We start from the raw sequence: 21,040 nt of genomic DNA, 5'->3' as shown, positions 1-21,040 counted from the left end.
CCTCCGCCCCGGCTGTGGGCAAGGCCACCGAGCGACGCGGCCACCGAAGAGGCGTCCGTCGTCGAGGACGAGTCCGAGGCGTACTCGAAGCTCCAGCGCGCCTACCTGCCGGTCCTGCGCACCGCCCTGAAGCGTCCGGTCGTGACCCTGCTCGTGGCGGCGGTCGTGTTCGCCGGGACGATCGTCTCGGCCGGGTTCCTGAAGACCGACTACCTCGGCGACATCGGGGGCGAGAACACCGTCACGGTCACGCAGGAACTCCCCGAGGGGACGAGCCTCGACGTGACCAGCGACGCGGCCGCGGCCGTCGAAGCGGTCCTCGCGAAGACCGCGGGCGTCTCCGGGTACCTGACCACCGTCGGTGGGAACGGCTCGAGCAACACGGCACAGATCAGCGTGACCGTCGGTGAGGAGAGCTCACGCGAGGGCGTCGCCGACACCATCCGGAAGGCCGTGGCGAAGCTCGACGACGTCGGCGAGGTCACCGTCGGCGACGCCGCCGGTGGATTCACCGGTGGCGGAGGCGGCATGGAGGTCACGCTGCAGGGTGAGGACCCCGTGGCGCTCGCCACAGCGGCGGCCGCGGTGCAGGACATGCTCGGCGGTACGGACGGCCTCCGCGATGCGACGAGCGACCTCGCCGACGAGCAGGGCCTGCTCAAGGTGAACGTCGACCGCGCCGCCGCCGCCCGGTACGGCTTCACGCAGGAACAGGTCGGCCAGGCCATCGCCAGTGCGCTCCGCGGCACGCCGATGGGTTCGGTCATCCTCGAGGGCTCGTCTCGCGACATCATCGTGCGCTCGCAGCGGGTCGGCACGACACCGGCCGAGATCGCCGCGCTCCCCCTTCCGGTCAGCGCGCTGCAGCAGGCCGCGGCCCAGAAGGCCGCGACCGACGCCCTCACGGCCGAGCAGGACGAGGCCACCCAGCGTGCGAAGGACGAGGCGGCATCCCAGGCCGCGACCCAGCGCTCGGAACTCCAGGAGGCCCGCTCGACCGCAGCCTCGCAGCTCGACGCCCTGCGGGCTCAGCTGAGCGCGTTGCAGGCGGCTCCCGTCGAGGTGCCGCCGGTCACGCCCACGACCCCGGAGGAGGAGGCGGCACGACAGGCCTACGAGGCCCGCGCCGCCCAACTCGCCGGGCTGAGCGACGCGATCTCCCAGCTCCAGGGCTCGATCACGACCATCGACGAGCAGCTGACCGCGATGCGGGACGCCGAGAGCGAGGCCGCCGAGCAGCAGGCGGAGGCGGACCGCCTCACCCAGGCGCAGAAGGACCTCGCCAACGTCAGCGCCGTCCCGATCCCGGTCAGCGCCGTCGCGCAGGTGGGCGAGGAACGTGCCGCCGCGGCGATCACGCGCATCGACGGCGTCCGGACCGTGACCGTGTCGGCGACGCCGACGGGTGACGACCTCAGCGCGACGACGCTCGCCGTCCGGGAGGGCCTCGACGGCCTGGACCTGCCGAGCGGGGTCACGGCCTCGGTCGGTGGTGTCGCCCAGGACCAGGAGGAGTCGTTCGCGCAGCTCGGCCTCGCGATGCTCATCGCGATCGTGCTCGTCTTCATCGTCATGGTGGCGACGTTCCGGAGCCTCTTGCAGCCGCTCATCCTGCTGGTCTCCGTGCCCTTCGCGGCGACCGGCGCGATCGCGGCGCTCCTCATCACCGGGACACCGCTCGGCATCCCGTCGATGATCGGCCTCCTCATGCTCATCGGCATCGTCGTCACGAACGCGATCGTCCTCATCGACCTGGTCAACTCGTACCGGGCTCGGGGCGACGGCATCGACGACGCGGTCCTGCACGGAGCCCGACTCCGTCTGCGGCCGATCATCATGACCGCCTGCGCGACCATCTTCGCGCTCGTGCCGATGTCGCTCGGCCTCACCGGCGGTGGGGTGTTCATCTCGCAGTCGCTCGCGATCGTCGTGATCGGCGGCCTGGTGTCGTCGACGCTCCTGACGCTCATCCTCGTGCCGGTGCTGTACCTGCTCCTGGAGCGCCGGACCGAGCGCCGTCTGGCGAAGCGCGAGCGGAAGCGCACGGCGAAGGCCGCGCAGCGCGAGGTCGAGGAGCACGACGAGCAGACCGATGAGGACCTCGACGCGATCCTCACCACGGATCGCTGACGGCGGCTGCAGGGTGGGCGGCTCGGCCCACCCCGCAGCTGGCACACTGGTGGGCGTGGACCAGCGACTGATCGACCTCCTCCGTTCCGACCTCGACGCGGCCGGGTACACGGTGGAACGGGTGCGCGGCCTCTGGGGTGAGACGGCCGAGGCCGCCCTGCACCGCTCCAACCGGGTCGTGGCGATCCGCTCACTCGACGAACGCCGCCGGACCGCGGGGGTGGAACCGATCGCGACGCTGGCGAGGCTCTTCGTGCTCGGTGTCGCCGTGGAGGCCGATGACGCGACGCGGGCACTGCCGTCGCTCGGTCTCGACGGCGCGGTGGCGCTCGGTCTCGTCGGCCTGAGCGACGACGGATCCGTCGCCCCGGCCATCGATCTGCGGCCGTACGCCTGGGTCGACGCCAACGGGAGCGGTGCCTGGTGGATCGCCTCCGATCTCGGCGAACTCGCGCTGGGTCACGAGCTCGGCGAGGAGCACGTCCTCGGGGTCGGCGGCGCGTCGATGACCCTGAGCGGCATCATCCTCCCCGAGCGGATCGGAACGGCACTCGACCTCGGGACCGGGTGCGGCATCCAGGCGCTCCACCTGTCGCGGATCGCGGATCACGTGGTCGCGACGGACATCTCCGAACGAGCCCTCGAGCTCGCCGCACTCAACGCGCGCCTGAACGGCATCGACTCGATCGAATTCCGCCACGGCAGCATGTTCGAACCCGTCGCCGGCGAACGGTTCGACCGCATCGTCTCCAACCCGCCGTTCGTCATCACCCCGCGTGCCGAGGGCGTGCCGAGCTACGAGTACCGCGACGGCGGTCTCGTCGGCGATGCGCTCGTCGAGTCCGTGTTCCTCGAGGTCGCCCGGCATCTGACGCCCGGCGGGGTCGCGCAGTTCCTCGGGAACTGGGAGTACCGCGACGGCGCCGACGGGCTCGACCGCGTGGCCGGGTGGGTGGAGCGCAGTCCGGAACCGGTCGACGCCTGGGTCATCGAGCGCGAGGTGCAGGATCCGGCCGAATACGCGGAGACCTGGATCCGGGACGGTGGCACCCGGCTCGGGACGCCGGAGTTCGAGCGCCTCGCGGGAGCCTGGCTCGACGACTTCGCGGCTCGGGCCGTGACCGGCGTCGGTTTCGGGTACGTGCTGCTCCGTCGATCGGACCCGTCCACTCCGCTGCGCCGCTTCGAGCGGCTGCACGGGCAGGCGGGCTCGAACTCCGCCGGGCTGGGTGCGCACCTCGCCGTGTGTCTCCTCACTCACGACTGGCAGGTGGCGCTCGACGACGACCAGCTGCTCGGTGAACGCGTCATCCTCGCGGGCGATGTCACCGAGGAGCGCCACTACTGGCCCGGGGACGAGGACCCGACGGCGATGACGCTGCGGCAGGGTGGCGGCTTGGCTCGCTCGGTGGGCATCGACACGGGCCTGGCGGGGCTCGTCGGGGCCTGCGACGGCGAGTTGACCCTGGGAGCCATCATCGACGCGATCGCCCAGCTCGTCGAGGTCGATGCGGCGGAACTCCGCGCCGAACTCATCCCCCGGGTCCGCGCCCTGCTGGACGACGGCATCCTCCTGCCGAGCTCCTGAGGTGTTCAGGCACGCTGGCCCTACTCGTCGTGGAACCGTGCCTGGGCGATGAGGACGCCGTCGTCCGTGATGCGGGAGACCAGTCGATGCTCCACAGCACCGACAGGGTGCCGGTTCGGGCGGTCTTCCAGGTGATGGCGATAGTCTGCCGTGTCGGACCGACCGACGCCGCCGACGAAAGCGACCACCCTCCATGCCGGAGAGCCCACTCTCAGCCAGCCCGTACGAGGTGCTCGGCGTGAGCACGACGGCGACGCAGGACGAGCTCCGGAGGGCCTACCGACGGCTCATGCGCGAGACCCACCCCGACCTCGGCGGAAGCGCGCGGCAGTTCAACGCCGTCCAGCTCGCCTGGGAGCGCGTCGGAACCGAGCAGGACCGGGCCGCCTACGACCGCGGGCGCAACGTTCCGTCCTCCGACGCGGGCGACGACGACGCGCCGACCTGGTCGGCGTCGACCACTGGTCGGTCGGGTACGCAGCGCGCCGACTCACGCCCTCGCGCTCGTGCCTACGGACACCCCGGCGGAGACTCGCGGGAGGCCTACCTCGGGCTCATCCGGGAGTGGGTCGGCCGAGGTGTCCCACTCGACGACCCCTACGACCCGAAGCTCGTCCGCTCGGCTCCGCGCGAGATCCGGCACCAGTTGGCCAACGCGCTCGCCGAGGAGCAGACGGCGCGCACCGTGGCGACGCTCGGCATCGGATACACGGTCTGGCACGACGTCCTGGCGCCGGGCGAGGCGAAGCTCGACCACGTCGTCCTCGGCCCGACCGGCCTCTTCGCGGTCAAGTCGGAGGACTGGGGTGGGCCGGTCCGGGTGCACCGTGGAGAGGTCGTCGGGGAGACGCTCGATCCTCGCGAGGAGCCCGTCCGGTCGATCGTGCGCTCGGCTCGGACCGTCGCGAAGGCGGCGCGGGTGAAGTTCACGGCTTCCGTCATCGTCGTGCCGGACGGCGCCACCCCGGAGTCGGTGGAGTTCATCGGTCGCAAGCATCCGGTGACGGTCCTCGTCGAGCGCTCCCGCCTGGCCGACCTCCTCCGCACCGGTCTCCCGGGCGTCGACCGCATGGGCGGCAACCAGCTGTTCGACATCCGCACGCGTCTGCAGCAGACCATCCGCTTCGTCGGCCTCTGACACGCGCCGTGACACGGCACGGGAGGAATCCCCTCCCGCCCCACTCGGGGACCTTGTGCCGTCGTGCTCCGGGCCCCAGCATCAGGGCATGACTTCTCCCGCAGGCTGGTATCCCGATCCCGAGCAGCCCGGCCGGCAACGATGGTGGACCGGAGTCGGCTGGGGTGGGCAACGCATGCCGGCGGCCGTGCCCGCTCCCCCGGTCGCCGTCCCTGCCTGCTGCTGCCGGGGCAACCCGGACGCGCCGCCTCGGTCCGCTCCACATCGTCCTGCTCAGCCTGGTCGGAGCACTGTTGCTCGTCAGCGCCGTCGGTGGCGCGTTCTGGGCGATGCTCGCACTCGTCGCCATCGTGGCCGTGGTCATCGGCGTGGTCGCGCTCGTCCGTGGTCGCGTCTCCTCCCTCGGGATCCGCAACCGCGGGATCGCGGCCGCCGTGATCGGTGCCGCCCTGTGCCTGGTCGTCGTGGGCGGAAGCGCCAACGCGGCCATCCACCCGGTCGGGCCCCGTCCGGCGGCGCTGTTGTCGGCTCCGGAGGGGACGTCCGTCGCCAAGCCGAGTGCCACGCCGACCCCCACCCCGACCGAGGTCGTCACCGAGGTGACCGAGGTGGTGGAGATCCCGTTCGCGGTGACCGAGGTGCAGGACCCGAACATCGACGTCGGTCAGGTCGTCGTGACGACGACGGGCGTCCCCGGGCAGCAGACGAACACCTACCGCGTCACCACGCGAGCCGGGGTCGAGATCGCTCGAGAGCTCGTCGCACAGCTCGTGTCGGTCCAACCGGTCGCGCAGGTGACGTCCGTCGGGACGCGGCAACCCGCTCCGCCGCCTCCCGCTCCCGTCGCCGATCCGGCCGGTGGAGGGTGTGACCCGAACTACGAGGGGCAGTGCGTTCCGATCGCCAGCGACGTCGACTGCGCCGGGGGAAGCGGCAACGGACCGGCGTACACGCCCGGCCCGGTGTACGTCGTCGGGAGCGACGTCTACGACCTCGATCGGGATGGTGACGGTATCGCCTGCGACGCCTGAGCAACCCCGTTCGCGTTCGGCGGAAGTCCGGGTCCGAGATGTGGAGCCGAGCGTATCGTCGCTGGCGAGGCGCTGGACGGTGCCTCGACGCTGACGGATTGGAGCGACGATGAGCGCAGCACTCAACGGCAAGCAGGTGGCCTTCCTGCTCACGGACGGCTACGAGGACAGTGAACTGACGAGCCCCTGGGAGGCGGTCACCGGAGCCGGAGCGACCGCCCGACTGGTGTCGCCCGCCACCCAGGACGTGACCGGCAAGAACGGACACGTCCAGCCCGTCGACGTCGCGGTCGCCGAGGCCTCCTCCGACGATTACCACGCACTCGTGCTGCCCGGAGGCGTCGTCAACGCTGACGACCTCCGCGTGGACGAGACCTCGATCGCCTTCGCGAAGGCGTTCTTCGAGCAGGGCAAGCCGGTCGGGGTCATCTGCCATGGCGCATGGATCCTCATCGAGGCGGACGTCGTCCGTGGTCGTGAGCTCACGAGCTACCCGAGCCTCAAGACGGATCTGCGGAACGCGGGCGCGTCCTGGGTGGACGAGGAGGTCGTCGTCGACCAGGGCCTCGTGTCGAGCCGGACGCCCGACGACCTCCCGGCCTTCAACGCGAAGCTCGTCGAGGAGATCGGCGAGGGCGAGCACGAGGGCCAGCACGCCTGACTCGGGTCGCAGCGCGACGCACGAACGCCCGGTCCTGGTGGACCGGGCGTTCGTCCGTGCGGGTCAGGCCCAGCCGCAGATCGCGCGGAGCAGCTCGAGCAACTTTCGATAGAAGTCCATGAGACCACCTCCTCTCATATCAGCTTCTGACGTCAAACATCAGACATCCTGACAGGGCGCAGAAGGTCGCACAGTCCCCGCAATGGCGGACACCCCGCGGTCGCCGGCCTTCCTCCGACACGCACGAACGCCCGACCCCTTGGAGGGGCCGGGCGTCCGAGTGCTGTGTGGAGGCGCTTACGCCTTCTTGTTGCGGGTCAGTGCGCCGTAGATGAGGAGCACGACGATGGATCCGCCGATGGCGAGGAGCCAGGTCTGCAGCGAGAAGAACTCCTGCAGGTTCGCGCCGAAGAGGATGCCGCCGAGCCAGCCGCCGAGCAGTGCACCGACGACGCCGAGCAGCAGCGTGATCAACCAGCCGCCGCCCTGACGGCCCGGAAGGATCGCCTTGGCGAGGGCGCCGGCGATGAGGCCGAGCAGCAGGAAGCCGAGAAAACTCATGATGTCTCCAAATGTGATTGCTGGATCGAACGGGGTGCCGGTCGACCGTGTTACCGCCCCCGCCGGTGGGCGGGGGCAGCCACTGTATCGCGAGGACTAGTGCTTGAACGCGTCCTTGACATTCTCGCCGGCCTTCTTGGCGTCGGCCTTCGTCTGGTCGGCCTTGCCCTCTGCGACCTTGCTGTCGTCGCCGGTGACCTTGCCCAGGGCTTCCTTCGCCTTGCCCGCGAGGTCCTCAGCGGCGTTCTGGATCTTGTCCGATGCACTCATGGCGTTCTCCTTCGTCTGCGTTGGAAACCGGTGATGATGTCCGGTCATCGGGTAAGACGCAGCTCGGCGGGCATTCGTCACGAAATCCGTCGAAAAACTTCCGGGACGCCGCCGGTGTCCGATCGAATGCGAGACTGGAGGTTCGTGTTCCGCCAGGCAGCGCCGCCGTCCAGACCCGCCAGGAGGTGAATCGCTTGAGGACAGCACCCCCTCGCTCGGGCTTCGCGCGCTTCCTGCGTGTCGTCCGCAACACGATGTTCTGGATCATCGGCGTGATCCTCGCCATCGCGTTGGTGATCTTCGTCTGGTTGCAGCTGACCCCGTGGCCGGGCTCGATGGTCATCCGCATGGCATTCGACGAGCGGGCGAAGGTCGTGCAATCCGACCTCGTGAAGTACGTCCCCGACGGTGTCGACGTCCGACAGGACATCCCGTACCGCTCCGGCGACGCGGACGCGCTGCTCGACGTCTACACGCCCGACGGGGTGCGCGGCAGCGGTGCCGCCCTCCCGACGATCGTGTGGGTGCACGGTGGAGCGTGGATCTCCGGCAGCAAGGAACTCATCTCCAACTACATGCGCGTGCTGGCCGGCGAGGGGTACACGGCGATCGCGGTCGAGTACACGATCGCGCCCGAGGGTCAGTACCCGTTGCCCATCGAGCAGGTCGCCGACTCGCTCGGCTACCTCGACGCCAACGCTCGCGCGCTCAACGTGGATTCGTCCAAGCTCATCCTCGCCGGCGACTCCGCCGGTGCCCAGATCGCCGCCCAGGTCGCGAACGTGGTCACGAGCTCCGAGTACGCCAGCTCCATCAAGGTCGAATCGCCGATCGAACCGGAGCAGCTCGCCGGGGTGGTCCTCGCCTGCGGGGCCTACGACCTCAGCCTGGTCAACGCCGAGGGCAGCTTCGGGTGGTTCCTCGACACGGTGCTGTGGTCGTACTTCGGAGCGCGCGACTACAAGACCCGGCCGGAGGTGGCGTCCGCGTCCGTCGTCGACTATCTGACGGCGAAGTATCCACCGACGTACATCACGGTCGGCAACTGGGATCCGCTCTACCCGCAGTCGGTCGAGTTCAAGGCGAAGCTCCAGGGCCTCGGTGTGGACGTGCAATCGATGATCTTCAACCCGGACTTCCGGCCAGGGCTCGAGCACGAGTACCAGTTCCTGCTCAACGACCAGGGTCGGTTCAACCTCCAGCGCATGGACGCCTTCATCGACGGCGTCACCGACACGAGCCTGCCGTTCGGGCAGCAGGGTCCGCCCGTCCGCTGAACGACCTGTGTCAGGGGAGGCGGATGCGGTCGCCGTCCTCGACGAGACGACCGTGAAGCACCGCCTGGGCGAGCGTCAGGTCGAGCCATCGTCGAGCGGTCTCACCGAGGCGACCGTAGCCGAGCACCGACGCCGCCTGCATCGGCAGCTGCTCGCGGTCGACCTCGTGCTCGGGGCTCGCGGTGATCACGAGCTCCATGGCGTTGCAGATCTCCGCGGGACTGATGTCGGTGACCGCGCGGTGGTCGCGATGCACGACCCGGCGGACGCCTCGCCACGTGACGACGTCGAGTCCGGTGGGCCAGGCGAAGCCGTTCTGGACGACGAACGCCTCCGTCACCAGCGCTGACAGCTCGGTGCGCGACTCCTCGGACGGTCGGTCGACGCCGAAGCGCCGGGCCACGATGGTCACGAGTCGCGGGACGGCGATCGGGCCCTCGGTCGTGAGGATCGCCGACGCGACGCGGGTCACGGCGGCCTTCGTCAGCTCGAGGTTGTCGAGGACGGACGCCGGGCCGATGACGGAGTCGTCGGCGAGCTCGAAATCGGTGATGGCGACGCTCAGGGGGACGACCGGGGCCGACGCGGTGACGGGGAGGGCGACCGGGTCCACCAGGCGGGTCGCGGAGTGCTCGTCGGCCGGCGCCTGCCCCGTGGACGTCCGGGCCGGCGACGGGTGTCCGGGGTGCGTTCGCCTCGCGGTCGTCCAGCGGCTCCGAGCCGGTGGATTGCTGCGCAGGGGGCGTCGGCGTCGTCCGCGGCGCGGGATCCGGCGTGCGCCGCGGCGAGTGGTCCGCTGAGGACTCGGCGTCGTCCGTGTCCGGTGCGGCCGGCGTCGAGGGGTCCTCCGCGAGCGCACGTTCAGCGCGTTCGCGCCACGCCTTCGGAAGCCATGTCGACTTCGCGACGAAGCCGTTCCACCCGCGACTCACGGTGCCACGCTCCGCTCGGGACGCGGGCTGGCAGAGCGACGATGCCCTGCTGGGTGGGTCGTCGAGGTCAGAGGTGGCACCTCCACAGGATAGACCGCGGCGGACGTGCGCTCAGCTCGCCGTCTGTCGACGCGCCTCGCGTCGGCGCTCGCGTTCGAGGTCGGCGGCTGCAGCCTCGGCGGGCGTCGGCGCCGTTCCGCCCAGGGCGCGAGGTTGCCACCACGCCCCGGTCCCGTCGACGGGATAGTCGCGTTGCAGTTCGTCGACCATGCCCTGCAGGCGGTCGCGGAGCTGCTCGGTGCTCGTTCCGACGTCGTCGCCGGGCGCGACGATGATCGGCTCGCCGAACGAGAAGTGCACGGGGACCCCGAACCGCTCGCGGAAGCCGACCCGGTGGTTCTTCGTCAGGAGGCGATGACCGCCCCAGACCGCGACGGGGATGATCGGCACGCCGGCCTCCTGCGCGAGGCGGACTGCGCCCGACTTGAGGTCGCGGACGGTGAACGAGGCGCTGACGCCGGCCTCGGGGAAGACCCCGACGAGCTCGCCGCTGCGGAGCGCTGCGACGGCGTCGGCGTAGGCGGCCGCGCCGGCGCGCATGTCGACCGCGATGTGCCGCATGCTCCGCAGGAGGCGGCCCACGACGGGCTGGTCGAAGGCGCCCTGCTTGGCCATGAAGCGGATACGGCGGCGGTTGTGGAGCACGGTCGCCCACTCGACGAGTGCGAACTCGAGGTACCCGAAGTGGGTCATCGCGATCACCGCGCCACCCTCGTCGGGCAGGTGTTCGATGCCGGTGGTGTGACGGCGCAGGCGCCAGAAGCCGAAGAGGGAGCGACCGACACCGACAGCGGCGTCGTACACGGGCTCGATGCGGCGTCTCATGGCGACACCGTACGACAGCGACCTGGGGAAGTGCCGGGGTGGACACCTGAGGAAGGAGCGGGCTAGGGGCGCCTCGGGAACCCTTCTCCGGCGGTCCTCACGCCCGATACGATCGCAGGATGACGGTGACGCAGACGGGCCGCTCCCGCGGCAGCTACGCCAAGACGGCGGCAAGACGTCGGGAGATCCTCGAGGCGGGGATGGACGTCTTCGCCGAGCAGGGGTTCCGCAGTGGATCGCTCCGTGAGGTCGCGGAGCGCGTGGGCATGAGCCAGGCCGGCCTCCTCCACCACTTCTCGACCAAGAACGACCTGCTCGCCGCGATCCTCGACTTCCGGGACGACCGGGATCGCGAGGAGTCCGGCATCGAGATCGGGAGCGGCATCGAAGGCATCCGCGGGCTCCTCCGCCTCGTCGAGCACAACATGCGCGTCCCCGGTCTCGTCGAGCTCCACTGCGTGCTGTCCGCCGAGGCGACCTCACCGGACCACCCGGCGCACGAGCACTTCGTCCGGCGGTACAGCTGGTTGATCGACGGGATGACCGTCTCCTTCGAGGTGATGGCGCGCGAGGGCCAGCTGGTGGCCGGCGTCGAGCCCGCGAGCGCGGCACGCATGCTCATCGCGATGATGGACGGTCTCCAGCTGCAGTGGCTGCTCGATCGTGATTCGGTGGACATGGCCGAGGAGACCCGACGTTCGCTGCGGCCGCTGTTGACCGTCGAGCTGTAGCACGGCACTCCCCCGGCCGTGATCGGGATCTCTCCACATCCGGCGGTGTCCACCGGTCCATCACTCATATCTGATATTAGAGTTGGAGTGGCTGCGGGACAACGCGGAGGGGAAGTCCTTATTTTGACTAATTCAAAACAACTCGGTACGGTGGCTGCATGAACGGATCGGAGGTGGAGTCGGCGGCGTTCGACTTCAACACGAAGATCCGGGCAGCCGGGCTGCGGGTGACCACGGGACGCCTCGCCGTCCTCGAGATCCTCGCCCGGACACCGCACGCCGACGTGGAGCAGGTGGTCGCGTCCTTGAAGCCGCGAGCCCCGCAAACCTCCCCACAGGCCGTGTACAGCGTGCTCAACGCCTTCGTCGCAGCCGGTCTCGTGCGCAGGATCGAACCGGACGGCCATCCCGGCCGGTACGAGCTGCGCGTCGACGACAACCACCATCACCTGGTGTGCAGCTCGTGCGGCGCCGTGGTCGACGTCGACTGCACGCAGGGTGCGGCGCCATGCATGCACCCCGACGACACGGCTGGGTACGTCATCGACACGGCCGAGATCACGTTCTGGGGAGTATGCCCCGCGTGCCAGGCGGATGCCGCCTGACGCCGTTCCACAGACCACTCGACGGCACCTCCATGCCGATCGTCAGCTGACACCGCCAAGGTGGCAGTGCTGAATCCATCCGACCGTCCGACCAGCCCCACCCTCGAGGAGAGACATGTCCGAGACCAGCTACACCACCACCAACAGCGGAGCACCCGTCGCGAGCGACGAGCATTCGCAGAGCGTCGGCGCAGACGGAGCGATCGCGCTCCACGACCACTACCTGGTCGAGAAGCTCGCGCAGTTCAACCGCGAACGGGTGCCGGAGCGCGTCGTCCACGCCAAGGGCGGCGGTGCGTTCGGACGGTTCGTCACGACCGGTGATGTCTCCCAGTTCACGCGCGCCGCGCTGTTCCAGCCGGGCGTCGAGACCGAGATGCTCGCACGCTTCTCCACCGTCGCCGGTGAGCAGGGCAGCCCCGACACCTGGCGCGACCCCCGTGGCTTCGCGCTGAAGTTCTACACGAGCGAGGGCAACTACGACCTCGTCGGCAACAACACGCCGGTGTTCTTCATCCGCGACGGCATCAAGTTCCCCGACTTCATCCGCTCGCAGAAGCGTCTCCCGGGCTCGCACCTGCGCGACCACGACATGCAGTGGGACTTCTGGACGCTCTCCCCCGAGAGCGCGCACCAGGTCACCTGGCTCATGGGCGACCGCGGTCTGCCGGGCTCCTGGCGCCACATGGACGGCTTCGGGTCGCACACCTACCAGTGGGTCAACGCCGCAGGCGAGCGGTTCTGGGTGAAGTACCACTTCAAGACCGACCAGGGCATCGAGATCCTCACGCAGGACCAGGCCGACCAGATCGCCGGCGAGGACGCCGACTTCCACATCCGCGACCTCTCCGAGGCCATCACGCGAGGGGAGCACCCGAGCTGGACGCTCTCCGTGCAGGTCATGCCCTACGCCGACGCCGCGGGCTACCGCTTCAACCCGTTCGACCTCACCAAGGTCTGGCCGCACAGCGACTACCCGCTCATCGAGGTCGGCAAGATGACCCTCGACCGCAACCCGGAGAACTACTTCGCGCAGATCGAGCAGGCGACCTTCGCGCCGTCGAACTTCGTCCCCGGAATCGCTGCGAGCCCCGACAAGATGCTCCTGGCCCGCATCTTCAGCTACGCGGACGCACACCGCTACCGCGTGGGCACCAACCACGCACAGCTGCCGGTCAACGCGCCGCACGCGCCGGTGCACACGTACTCGAAGGAAGGCGCCATGCGCTACACCTTCAACGACGCGGACGCGCCGGTCTACGCACCCAACTCGGTCGGTGGCGCCCACGCCGACCCTGCGCGTGCCGCTGAATCCAACGGCTGGCAGTCCGACGGCGAGCTCGTGCGGGCAGCCGCGACGCTGCACGCCGAGGACGACGACTTCGGCCAGGCCGGGACCCTCGTGCGCGAGGTGCTCGACGACGCCGCCCGCGACCGTCTCGTCGGCAACATCATCGGCCACGTCTCGAAGGTGACGCGCCCCGAGCTCCGTGCGCGGGTCATCGCCTACTGGACCGCCGTCGACGGCACGCTGGGCGCGCGCGTCGCAGCCGGCCTCCCGCCGCTCGTCTAGAGCTCACCGCCGAACACGCGGAAACGGTCGCCATCCTTCGCGGATGGCGACCGTTTCTGCGATCTCGTGGGCTCAGACGCCCATCGGGCCGCCACCACGGCGCGGAACGCCGCCGGTGCCTTCGGCCAGGCCTCTCGCGCGTTCGCGCTCGACCTCCGCGTCGTTGTCGTGCGAATGGTGTTCGTCGGCCGAGCGCGCGGCGCGGTCTCGCCGTGACACGTACCAGACGGCCGCGATCGCCAGGAGGACGAGCGCGGCGAGGATGACGATGGTGCCGATGTCCATGTGATGCTCCTCTCCTCGTCCATCGACCCTAACGAGGCCTCGGATGCACGCAACCCCCTCGCCCGACGGGCGAGGGGGTTGCGGAACGGGGGTGTGTGATCAGCCGGCGACCTGTTTGGCGCGGGCGAAGACCTTCTCGATCTCCTCACGACGACCCGGCTGCTTCAGGGACAACGGCGAGGGGTGCGGAGCGTTGAAGGCGCTGTAGGTGTTGCCGAGCAGGGGCTCGACGTGCTTCCACCAACCGTCCTGGGCGTGGGGTCCGCAGAGGACGACGACGCGCAGGTTCTTGAGGAGGGGCAGGAGGGCACGCAGTTCCATCGCTCCCTGAGCGACCTCGGGCGCGTTCGGCTTCTTCCGCCCGGCGCTCAGGTACCACGGGACGATGTTCCACACCATGACGTCGTCGAAGCCGATGTCGTTCCGCAGATTCCAGAGGCTCTCGGCGATCGGGTCGTCGTTGTCGACCGAGGCGAAGCCGGATCCCGGGGCGTCGAGGCTGTCGGGGGCCAGGGTCCCCGGGGCGTCGAGGAGGATCAGTGTCTTCGCGTTGACGGCCGCATCGGCCGGGTCGACGAGCGGGAGGACGAGGTCCGCCTGCCGCCGTCCTCGGCGGGTCATCATCGCGTCCGACCAGTCGCGCAGCGGCGCGAGTGCCGGCGACTCGGCCAGCATGCGGTGTCGTTCGGCCAGTTCGTCGGGGTCTTGCAGCCCGCGAGGGGCATCCATATGCATCTTCCGAGCGTAGCCCGTGACGGCTGCCCCGTCATCGTCTGAGCCGGTTCTGAGGGTGAAGATGCTGCACAGGACGGCGGATCCGCGCCCGTCAAGCCGGGGTGGACCGGGTTGACGCGGGCCTAGGCTGGCCAGGATGACTGACGAGCGAACCGCCCCCGACGACCGGACGAAGTGGCGCGCGTTCGCCATCTGCGTGTCGGTCGCCGCCCTCACGATCCTCGACCTCTCGAAGGTCAACGTCGGACTGCCGTCGATCGAGGAGGCGCTCGACGCCGGCCCGACCGCCCTGCAGCTGATCGTCGCCGGGTACGCCCTGGCCTTCGGTCTGATCCTCGTGCCCGCCGGGCGCTACGGCGACCTGCACTCGCGGCGTCGCATGTTCATGATCGGCCTGAGCGTGTTCGGGGCGGCCAGTCTCGCCTGCGCCGTCGCACCGAGCGTCGGCATCCTCATCGGCGGGCGGATCCTCCAGGGCATCGCCGCGGGTCTGCTGATGCCGCAGGTCATCGGGCTCATCCAGCAGTTGTTCGTGGGGAAGGAGCGCGGCCGCGCTTTCGGTCTCTTCGGAGCCATCATCGGCCTCTCGACGGCGTTCGGACCGACGCTCGGCGGTCTGCTCATCGCCATCGGCGGCCCGGAGGACGGCTGGCGCCTGCTCTTCTGGATGAACGTCCCGCTCGCGATCATCCTGTTGCCGATCGCCGCCCGACTGCTGCCCAAGCAGCAGCCGCACGAGGCGGGTGCCGGATCGCTCGACCCGGTGGGCATCGTGTTCCTCGGTCTCGCCGTGCTGTCGCTCATGCTGCCGTTCGTCCTGACGACCGGTTCTCCGGGCGACGACCCGGCGCGCTGGTGGTTGCTGGTCGCGTTCGCCGTCTTCGCCGGCCTCTTCGCCTGGTGGGAGGGTCGCTATCAACGCGCCGGGAAGACACCCGTCGTCGACTTCTCCCTGTTCAAGCTCGGCAGCTACCGCAACGGCGTCCTGATCTCCACGACGTACTTCGCGGCGATGCCGGCCACCTTCCTCACGCTCACGCTGTTCGTGCAGCAGGGGCTCGGGCTCGAGCCGGTCTTCGCGGGCATGATCACGATCCCCTTCGCCCTCGCCTCGGCCGTCAGCTCGTGGTTGAGCGGTCGGGTCGTCGACCGACTCGGACGTCCCCTGGTCGTCGGTGGGCTCGTGCTGGTCGTGGTGGGGTTCAGTCTCAACTCGCTCCTCGCCTTCATCACGCCCCCGGAGATCACGCCGTACGCGATGGGTGCCGCGATGCTGCTCGCCGGCATCGGCGGCGGCGCGGTCATCTCTCCGAACCAGACGCTGATGCTCGCGGACATCCCCGTGGCCTCCGGTGGTGTCGCCGGATCGATCGGTCAACTCGGCCAGCGCATCGGCACCGCGGTCGGACTCGCCGCCGCGACGGCCACCTTCTACGCGACCGTGTACTCGGAGAACGGCGGCGATGCGTCGGGCGCCTCGCTCGACGTCTATCACGACGCGTATCGCAACAGCACCCTCGTCACGATCGGCTTCGTGGTCGTGGCGCTCGTCTTCGCGCTGCTCGACACCCGTTCGCGGAAGGTCGCCGCCGACGCACCCGGATCCTCCAAGTAAGGGTGACCTGAGTTAGGGTAGCCTCAGTCGCGGCCGTCGGAGCCGCCGGAGGAAGGGGCTCGAGTGGCTCGCACGAATGCCGAGACGGCGCGCATCAAACCCGAGGCGGCGACACTCCTCACGCTGCGGGTCGTCCGCCGCTCGCGTATCTCGCCGAACATCGCCAGGGTCACCCTCGGTGGCGGTGACATAACCGACTTCACGTTCCTCGGTTACGACCAGTGGTTCCGGTTCTTCATCCCGGTCTCCGAGGGCGGGCTCGAGCGGCTGCCGACCAAGCTCGACATGCTGGCCTACGCCAAGTACCTCGCGATCTCCAAGTCGGTGCGACCGGTGCTCCGGAACTACACGGTGCGGGATTACCGGCGCGACGGCCCCGACGGGCCGGAGCTGGACATCGACTTCGTCATCCACGGGTCGGCCGCCGAGGGGACTGCGGGGCCCGCGGCGAGCTGGGCCCAGTCATGCGAGGTGGGCGATGCCGTGGCGCTGCTGGACGAGGGGCGCATGTTCAACCTCCCGGCGGACCTCGACCGGGTGCTGCTGGTCGCGGACGAGACCGGACTCCCCGCCGTCGCAGGCATCCTGACCTCGCTTCCGGCGTCGACCGTCGGGACGGCGATCGTCGAGATCCCGTCCGCGGCCGACGCGCAGGACGTGCGTGTCCCGGACGGGGTCGAGCTGCGATGGGTGGTCCGAGAGGATCCGCACGACGTCCCTGGACGAGCGGCGCTGGCCGCCGCGACGGCCCTCGGCGTGCCGTCCGCCCCGTGCTACGGGTGGGTCGTCGGAGAGCAGTCCCTGGCCGCGAACGTGCGTCGGCTCTGGGTCCGTGGTGGCATGCCGAAGGACCGCGTCATGTTCTGCGGCTACTGGAAGGCCGGCAAGGCGCACTGATCGGCCGACGGTGTCGGCGTTCGCGTCGACCGTGCGGTGAATTGGGTCGATCACCCGAATTCGGGGTGTCCCCGACGCGCTGGGCTGACGGCTCCACTAACCTCACGACATGCCCTCTCCCGCCGGTGCGTCCGGAAACACGATCGGTGCGCTGCCGACCGGCGTCGCGACGGGTCTGGTCCGGACGGTGACCGGCGGATCCGCCGACCGGGCGTTCGAGGTCGATGTCCCCGAAACGGCCACGAGGGCTGCGGACACGTCGTCGCACTCGCACGACGCCCTCCGCAGCTGGGACGTCGTCCGCTCCACCTTCCGACCAGGTGAGGCCCTGACCTTCGACGAGCGCTACCGGTACGCCCAGCTCCCCCTGATCGACGCCGACCACCCGCTCGCGCTCGACGCAAGCCCTGACGGCGTCTACCGTGGCGGGCGGTACGCCGAGGCGCGCCTGGCGGTCGTCGTCCCCGTCCCGATCGAACGACTGTTCGTCGATCCGATCTTCCTGAGCTACGAGGCCGATCTCGCCTCGGCACCCTTCGCCCCCAAACTCGCCCGAGGCATCGAGCTCCGACGCGCCCACCGCTTGCACGCGACGCTCTCGTCCATCGACGCGGACTCCGGGTTCCTCGACGGGCTGCGGACGAGCGTCGGCGCGTTCACGCCCTTCCGGGTCAGGCTGGCGGGCCCCGTCATCGGCGGCTTCAACCGCGGACGCTGTTACCTCCCCGCCGTCGCGGACGCCTTCGCCCCCATCCAGCGGGCCGTCGGCGGGCGTCCAGCACCGCTCGTCGGGGTGGGCCTGCACCACTTCCGCGATGAGCTCGACGCTGCCGAGACCGCGGCGCTCGCCGCATTCCTCGAGCGTTGGCGCGACGTGACCCTGTTCGAGTGGACGGTCACCGAGCTGGCGATCACCTCGACCAACGACGATCTCGTGCTGAGCGGACGCACGCTCGCGCGCATTCCGCTCCACGCGGCCGACTGACACGCCGCGTCTCCGGGGTCAACTCGCGGTGAGTCTCCTGACCATCGGGAGGTCGGGGGTCGCCCAGTCGAGTTCGCCGAGCTGCTCGCGCGTGACCCAGCGCAGTTCGTCGTGATCGGTGCTGTGGGTCGGGGGCGCACCGCGGAAGACGACCTCGTAGCAGGCGAGGTCGATGACGAGCTCGCCCACGGCGACCGTGGAGCGGTCCAGCAGTGCGCCCACAGCGACGTCGGCGTGGAGCTCCTCGAGCAGCTCGCGAGCCAGCGCGTCCTGCGGCTGCTCATCGGCCTCGACCTTGCCGCCGGGGAACTCCCACAGTCCTCCGGACGCCCGCCCGGGTGCCCGCCGACATGCGAGCACGGTGTCGTCCTGTGAGGCGACACCCGCGACGACCTGGATCGTGGTGGTCATCATGCGCTCCCGTCCCGTGGCGTCGTGGTCGCTGTCCAGGCTAGGGGACGCGGGATCGAGGACGCCCGACGCCGCTCCACAGACAGCTCCCCCTCGGCTGACGACAGCCTGCGTCCCGCGGCGGTGCTGTGGTCGGTGGTGCGTGCCAGACTGACAGCGATCGGAGGCGGACCAGCCCCCGCAGCAGTCGTCTCGAAAGGCACCCACCGCACCGATGTTCCTCCTCGACGGTTCCGCCATCACGAGCGCCAGCGACCTCTCCAACGCCTCCTACTGCGAGTTCGCCTTCCTGCGCACGGTCGACGCGAAGCTCGGTCGGATCGAACCGATCGTCGAGCCCGAGGACGAGATGCTCATGCGGACCTCCAAGCTCGGCGACCAGCACGAGCTGCGCGTCCTCGAGTCCTACCGCGCCGAGTTCGGTACCGGCGTCGTCGAGCTCGACCGCCCCGACGTCCGAGACGCGGTGGCGCTCGCCGCAGCCGTCCAGTCGACGATCACGGCGTTCCGCGACGGAGCCCCGGTCGTCTTCCAGGCCGCGTTCTTCGACGGATCGTTCATCGGCTTCGCCGACTTCATCGTGCGCCGGCCCGACGGCCGGTATCGCGTGCAGGACACCAAACTCGCGCGCTCACCGAAGGTGACCGCCCTCCTCCAGCTCGCCGCCTACGTGGAGCAGCTGGAGACGGCCGGGATCCCGGTCGACGACGACGTCGACCTCATTCTGGGAGACGGCACCGTCAGCACCCACGCGGTGGCCGACATCCTGCCGGTGTACCGTCGCCGTCGTGCGCGCCTGCTGCGGATCGTCGCCGAACGGCTCGAGGCCGACGGGCCGGTGGCCTGGGGCGACCAGCGCTACAGCGTCTGCGGACGATGCGCGTGGTGCGACGCCGAGATCACGGCCTCACGCGACGTCCTGCTGGTGGCCGGCCTCCGGTTGACGCAGCGCGACCGCCTGCTGGCGGCCGGCATCGCCACGATCGACGATCTGGCGTCGCTCACGCTCACCGGATCGACCGAACGACCGGGGCAGCACGGGCCGTCGGGTGGCGCCGGCGGGACGGTCGACGGCATCGCCGAGAGCACGCTCGCCGCGCTGCGAGAGCAGGCGCACCTGCAGCTCGAGCCGTCACTTGCCGCCGGCGTGCCGGCGTTCCGCGTGCACGACGCCACGGCGCTCGGACTCCTGCCGCAACCCGATCCGGGCGACGTCTTCTTCGACTTCGAGGGCGACCCGCTGTACACCGAGGGCGAGCCGGGCGACGCCCGCCGGGGCGACCGCACGAGGTGGGGCATCGACTACCTGTTCGGTCTCGTCGACACCGACGGCCGGTTCCGATCCTGGTGGGCGCACGACTTCCATGAGGAGCGCACGGCCCTGATCGACTTCCTCGCCTACCTCACCGCCCGTCGTGCCGAGTTCCCGGGCATGCACGTGTACCACTACGCCGCGTACGAGCGGACGCACCTGCTCTCGCTGGCCGCTCGGCACGGCGTCGGGGAGGACACGATCGACGACCTCCTCCGCGAGGCCGTGCTCTTCGACCTCTACCCCTTCGTCCGGAAGACGGTGCGCGTCGGCTCTCGGTCGTACTCGATCAAGAAGCTCGAGCCGCTCTACATGGGCGAGGACCACCGCGACAGCGACGTCACCGACGCCGCTGCATCCATCACCGCCTACGCGGAGGCGCGGGAGCTGAGTCGGAGCGACGACCCGGAGCTCGTCGCCGAAGGCGAACGGAAGCTCGCGGAGATCGCCGAGTACAACGCGTACGACTGCGAGTCGACCCGTCGACTGCGGAACTGGTTGCTCGACCTCGGTGCGGAACGGGGCGTGCTTCCCGGCACCTTCGTCACCGACGCACCCGAGCCCCTCGTGGACGAACCGACGCCGCTCCACGACGCGCTGACGGCGTTGGCCGGAGACCCCCTCGACCCGGAACGCACCGCCGACGCCACCGCGTATGCGCTCGCGGCCGCCGCCATCGACTACCACCGGCGCGAGCACAAGTCGTTCTGGCAGGAGCACTTCTCCCGACTCATCGCCGCGCGCGACGAATGGGAGGACACCCGGAACGTCTTCACCGTCACCTCGGGAGTCGTCGAGCGCGACTGGTTCCGCGAGGGGCGGCAGCGCAGCGACCGCCGTCACGTCCGACTCCGCGGCCGATGGGCTCCCGGCAGCAGTGTGAAGGTCGGCGCCGACCCGTTCGCGGTCTACGACCACCCGGGACCGTACACGCTCCCCCGCGCCGAGCCCGGCTCGCGACCGGCGGGGCAGATCACGGTCCTCGAGGTCGACGACGACTCCCTGCTCATCCAGGAGACGCTCAAGACGGATCGTGAGCCCTACACGGAGCTGCCGGTCGCGCTCACGCCGTCTCCTCCCCCGCGACCCGGAACACAGGTCGACGCGATCGCCGAGTGGGGGCAAGCGGTCCTCGACGCCGCTCCAGAGTGGCCGGACGACGGCGTCGTCGACATCCTGCGGCGACGGCCGCCCCGCACGAGCTCGGGTGAGCCGCTCCCCCACCGTGGAGACGGGCGGACGATCGAAGACGTGACCGCCGCGTTGCTCGACCTCGACGACTCGGCGCTCGCCGTCCAGGGGCCGCCCGGAACCGGCAAGACCTACGTCGCCTCGCACGTCATCACGGCCCTCGTGCAGCAGCACGGCTGGCGGATCGGGGTCGTGGCGCAGTCGCACGACGTCGTCGAGAACCTCCT

Annotated in this window: 19 protein-coding genes and 2 pseudogenes; 14 read left to right on the top strand and 7 right to left on the bottom strand. The window is 70.0% G+C overall.

Going from position 1 to position 21,040, the window contains the following annotated elements; all coding sequences use genetic code 11:
• Window positions 1–12: 12 nt before the first annotated feature.
• The 6 genes and pseudogenes from AC5JOC_RS07515 to AC5JOC_RS07490 all read left to right on the top strand — a co-directional run bounded on the left by AC5JOC_RS07515 (window position 13) and on the right by AC5JOC_RS07490 (window position 6,548).
• On the top strand, window positions 13–2,130 hold the full coding sequence (locus AC5JOC_RS07515) for an efflux RND transporter permease subunit (protein ID WP_494246356.1): 2,118 nt from the start codon (window positions 13–15) through the stop codon (window positions 2,128–2,130).
• Window positions 2,093–3,718, top strand: a complete 1,626-nt coding sequence (locus AC5JOC_RS07510) for a DUF7059 domain-containing protein (protein ID WP_426739001.1) — start codon at window positions 2,093–2,095, stop codon at window positions 3,716–3,718. The genes AC5JOC_RS07515 and AC5JOC_RS07510 overlap by 38 nt, the downstream gene beginning before the upstream one ends.
• Window positions 3,719–3,911: 193 nt before the next feature.
• Window positions 3,912–4,856, top strand: coding sequence for a J domain-containing protein (locus AC5JOC_RS07505; RefSeq protein ID WP_079704305.1), 945 nt, complete (start codon window positions 3,912–3,914; stop codon window positions 4,854–4,856).
• A gap of 88 nt (window positions 4,857–4,944) precedes the next feature.
• Window positions 4,945–5,043: pseudogene (locus tag AC5JOC_RS07500) on the top strand (DUF2510 domain-containing protein); the annotation flags it as partial.
• A 106-nt stretch (window positions 5,044–5,149) separates the two neighbouring features.
• Window positions 5,150–5,887 carry a G5 domain-containing protein gene (locus tag AC5JOC_RS07495; RefSeq protein ID WP_494245984.1) on the top strand — a complete coding sequence of 246 codons (738 nt, stop codon included), beginning with the start codon at window positions 5,150–5,152 and terminating at the stop codon, window positions 5,885–5,887.
• A gap of 109 nt (window positions 5,888–5,996) precedes the next feature.
• Window positions 5,997–6,548 carry a type 1 glutamine amidotransferase domain-containing protein gene (locus AC5JOC_RS07490; RefSeq protein ID WP_079704303.1) on the top strand — a complete coding sequence of 184 codons (552 nt, stop codon included), beginning with the start codon at window positions 5,997–5,999 and terminating at the stop codon, window positions 6,546–6,548.
• Between the two features lie 297 nt (window positions 6,549–6,845).
• Here AC5JOC_RS07490 and AC5JOC_RS07485 read toward each other — a convergent pair whose 3' ends face one another.
• Together AC5JOC_RS07485 and AC5JOC_RS07480 are read right to left on the bottom strand one after the other, a co-directional pair.
• Complete coding sequence (locus tag AC5JOC_RS07485) at window positions 6,846–7,109, bottom strand: GlsB/YeaQ/YmgE family stress response membrane protein (protein WP_064294061.1); 264 nt, start codon at window positions 7,107–7,109, stop codon at window positions 6,846–6,848.
• A 96-nt stretch (window positions 7,110–7,205) separates the two neighbouring features.
• A complete protein-coding gene (locus tag AC5JOC_RS07480; protein WP_064294062.1) occupies window positions 7,206–7,379 on the bottom strand; it encodes a CsbD family protein in 174 nt (57 codons plus the stop codon).
• 194 nt (window positions 7,380–7,573) lie between these two features.
• Between AC5JOC_RS07480 and AC5JOC_RS07475 the strand changes: the two genes are divergently transcribed.
• Window positions 7,574–8,656, top strand: a complete 1,083-nt coding sequence (locus tag AC5JOC_RS07475; protein WP_161578587.1) for an alpha/beta hydrolase — start codon at window positions 7,574–7,576, stop codon at window positions 8,654–8,656.
• 10 nt (window positions 8,657–8,666) lie between these two features.
• Here AC5JOC_RS07475 and AC5JOC_RS07470 read toward each other — a convergent pair whose 3' ends face one another.
• Complete coding sequence (locus tag AC5JOC_RS07470; protein ID WP_494245981.1) at window positions 8,667–9,269, bottom strand: hypothetical protein; 603 nt, start codon at window positions 9,267–9,269, stop codon at window positions 8,667–8,669.
• Window positions 9,270–9,699: 430 nt separating this feature from the next.
• Window positions 9,700–10,473, bottom strand: a complete 774-nt coding sequence (locus tag AC5JOC_RS07465) for a lysophospholipid acyltransferase family protein (RefSeq protein WP_192003985.1) — start codon at window positions 10,471–10,473, stop codon at window positions 9,700–9,702.
• A gap of 119 nt (window positions 10,474–10,592) precedes the next feature.
• On the opposite strand from AC5JOC_RS07465, the gene AC5JOC_RS07460 reads away from it, so the two are divergent.
• The 3 genes from AC5JOC_RS07460 (at window position 10,593) to AC5JOC_RS07450 (ending at window position 13,382) form a co-directional block, all read left to right on the top strand.
• Window positions 10,593–11,204 carry a TetR/AcrR family transcriptional regulator gene (locus AC5JOC_RS07460; RefSeq protein WP_064294065.1) on the top strand — a complete coding sequence of 204 codons (612 nt, stop codon included), beginning with the start codon at window positions 10,593–10,595 and terminating at the stop codon, window positions 11,202–11,204.
• Window positions 11,205–11,362: 158 nt separating this feature from the next.
• Window positions 11,363–11,809, top strand: coding sequence for a Fur family transcriptional regulator (locus AC5JOC_RS07455; protein ID WP_208612301.1), 447 nt, complete (start codon window positions 11,363–11,365; stop codon window positions 11,807–11,809).
• A gap of 115 nt (window positions 11,810–11,924) precedes the next feature.
• Window positions 11,925–13,382 (top strand): catalase, encoded by a 1,458-nt coding sequence (locus AC5JOC_RS07450; RefSeq protein WP_079704299.1) that lies wholly within the window; start codon window positions 11,925–11,927, stop codon window positions 13,380–13,382.
• Between the two features lie 72 nt (window positions 13,383–13,454).
• On the opposite strand, the gene AC5JOC_RS07445 is transcribed toward AC5JOC_RS07450, so the two are convergent.
• Both AC5JOC_RS07445 and AC5JOC_RS07440 read right to left on the bottom strand, forming a co-directional pair.
• The gene (locus tag AC5JOC_RS07445; RefSeq protein WP_079704298.1) at window positions 13,455–13,667 is read right to left on the bottom strand and encodes a hypothetical protein; all 213 of its coding nucleotides are present in this window, start codon (window positions 13,665–13,667) and stop codon (window positions 13,455–13,457) included.
• A 99-nt stretch (window positions 13,668–13,766) separates the two neighbouring features.
• Entirely contained in the window at window positions 13,767–14,402 is a 636-nt protein-coding gene (locus AC5JOC_RS07440; protein ID WP_158596626.1) for a uracil-DNA glycosylase, read from the bottom strand.
• Window positions 14,403–14,538: 136 nt separating this feature from the next.
• Between AC5JOC_RS07440 and AC5JOC_RS07435 the strand changes: the two genes are divergently transcribed.
• The 3 genes from AC5JOC_RS07435 (at window position 14,539) to AC5JOC_RS07425 (ending at window position 17,899) form a co-directional block, all read left to right on the top strand.
• Entirely contained in the window at window positions 14,539–16,017 is a 1,479-nt protein-coding gene (locus tag AC5JOC_RS07435) for an MFS transporter (RefSeq protein WP_159876487.1), read from the top strand.
• 63 nt (window positions 16,018–16,080) lie between these two features.
• Entirely contained in the window at window positions 16,081–16,914 is an 834-nt protein-coding gene (locus AC5JOC_RS07430; RefSeq protein ID WP_494245976.1) for a siderophore-interacting protein, read from the top strand.
• 109 nt (window positions 16,915–17,023) lie between these two features.
• Window positions 17,024–17,899 (top strand): hypothetical protein, encoded by an 876-nt coding sequence (locus tag AC5JOC_RS07425; RefSeq protein ID WP_494245974.1) that lies wholly within the window; start codon window positions 17,024–17,026, stop codon window positions 17,897–17,899.
• Between the two features lie 18 nt (window positions 17,900–17,917).
• Here AC5JOC_RS07425 and AC5JOC_RS07420 read toward each other — a convergent pair whose 3' ends face one another.
• Entirely contained in the window at window positions 17,918–18,310 is a 393-nt protein-coding gene (locus AC5JOC_RS07420) for a (deoxy)nucleoside triphosphate pyrophosphohydrolase (protein ID WP_192003979.1), read from the bottom strand.
• A gap of 214 nt (window positions 18,311–18,524) precedes the next feature.
• Between AC5JOC_RS07420 and AC5JOC_RS07415 the strand changes: the two are divergent.
• Window positions 18,525–21,011: pseudogene (locus AC5JOC_RS07415) on the top strand (TM0106 family RecB-like putative nuclease); the annotation flags it as partial.
• Between the last annotated feature and the right edge of the window lie 29 nt (window positions 21,012–21,040).

Source organism: Plantibacter sp. (genome assembly GCF_059073635.1).
The sequence above is the reverse complement of the archived record's forward strand: the minus strand, read 5'-3'. Positions and strand labels throughout refer to the sequence as shown.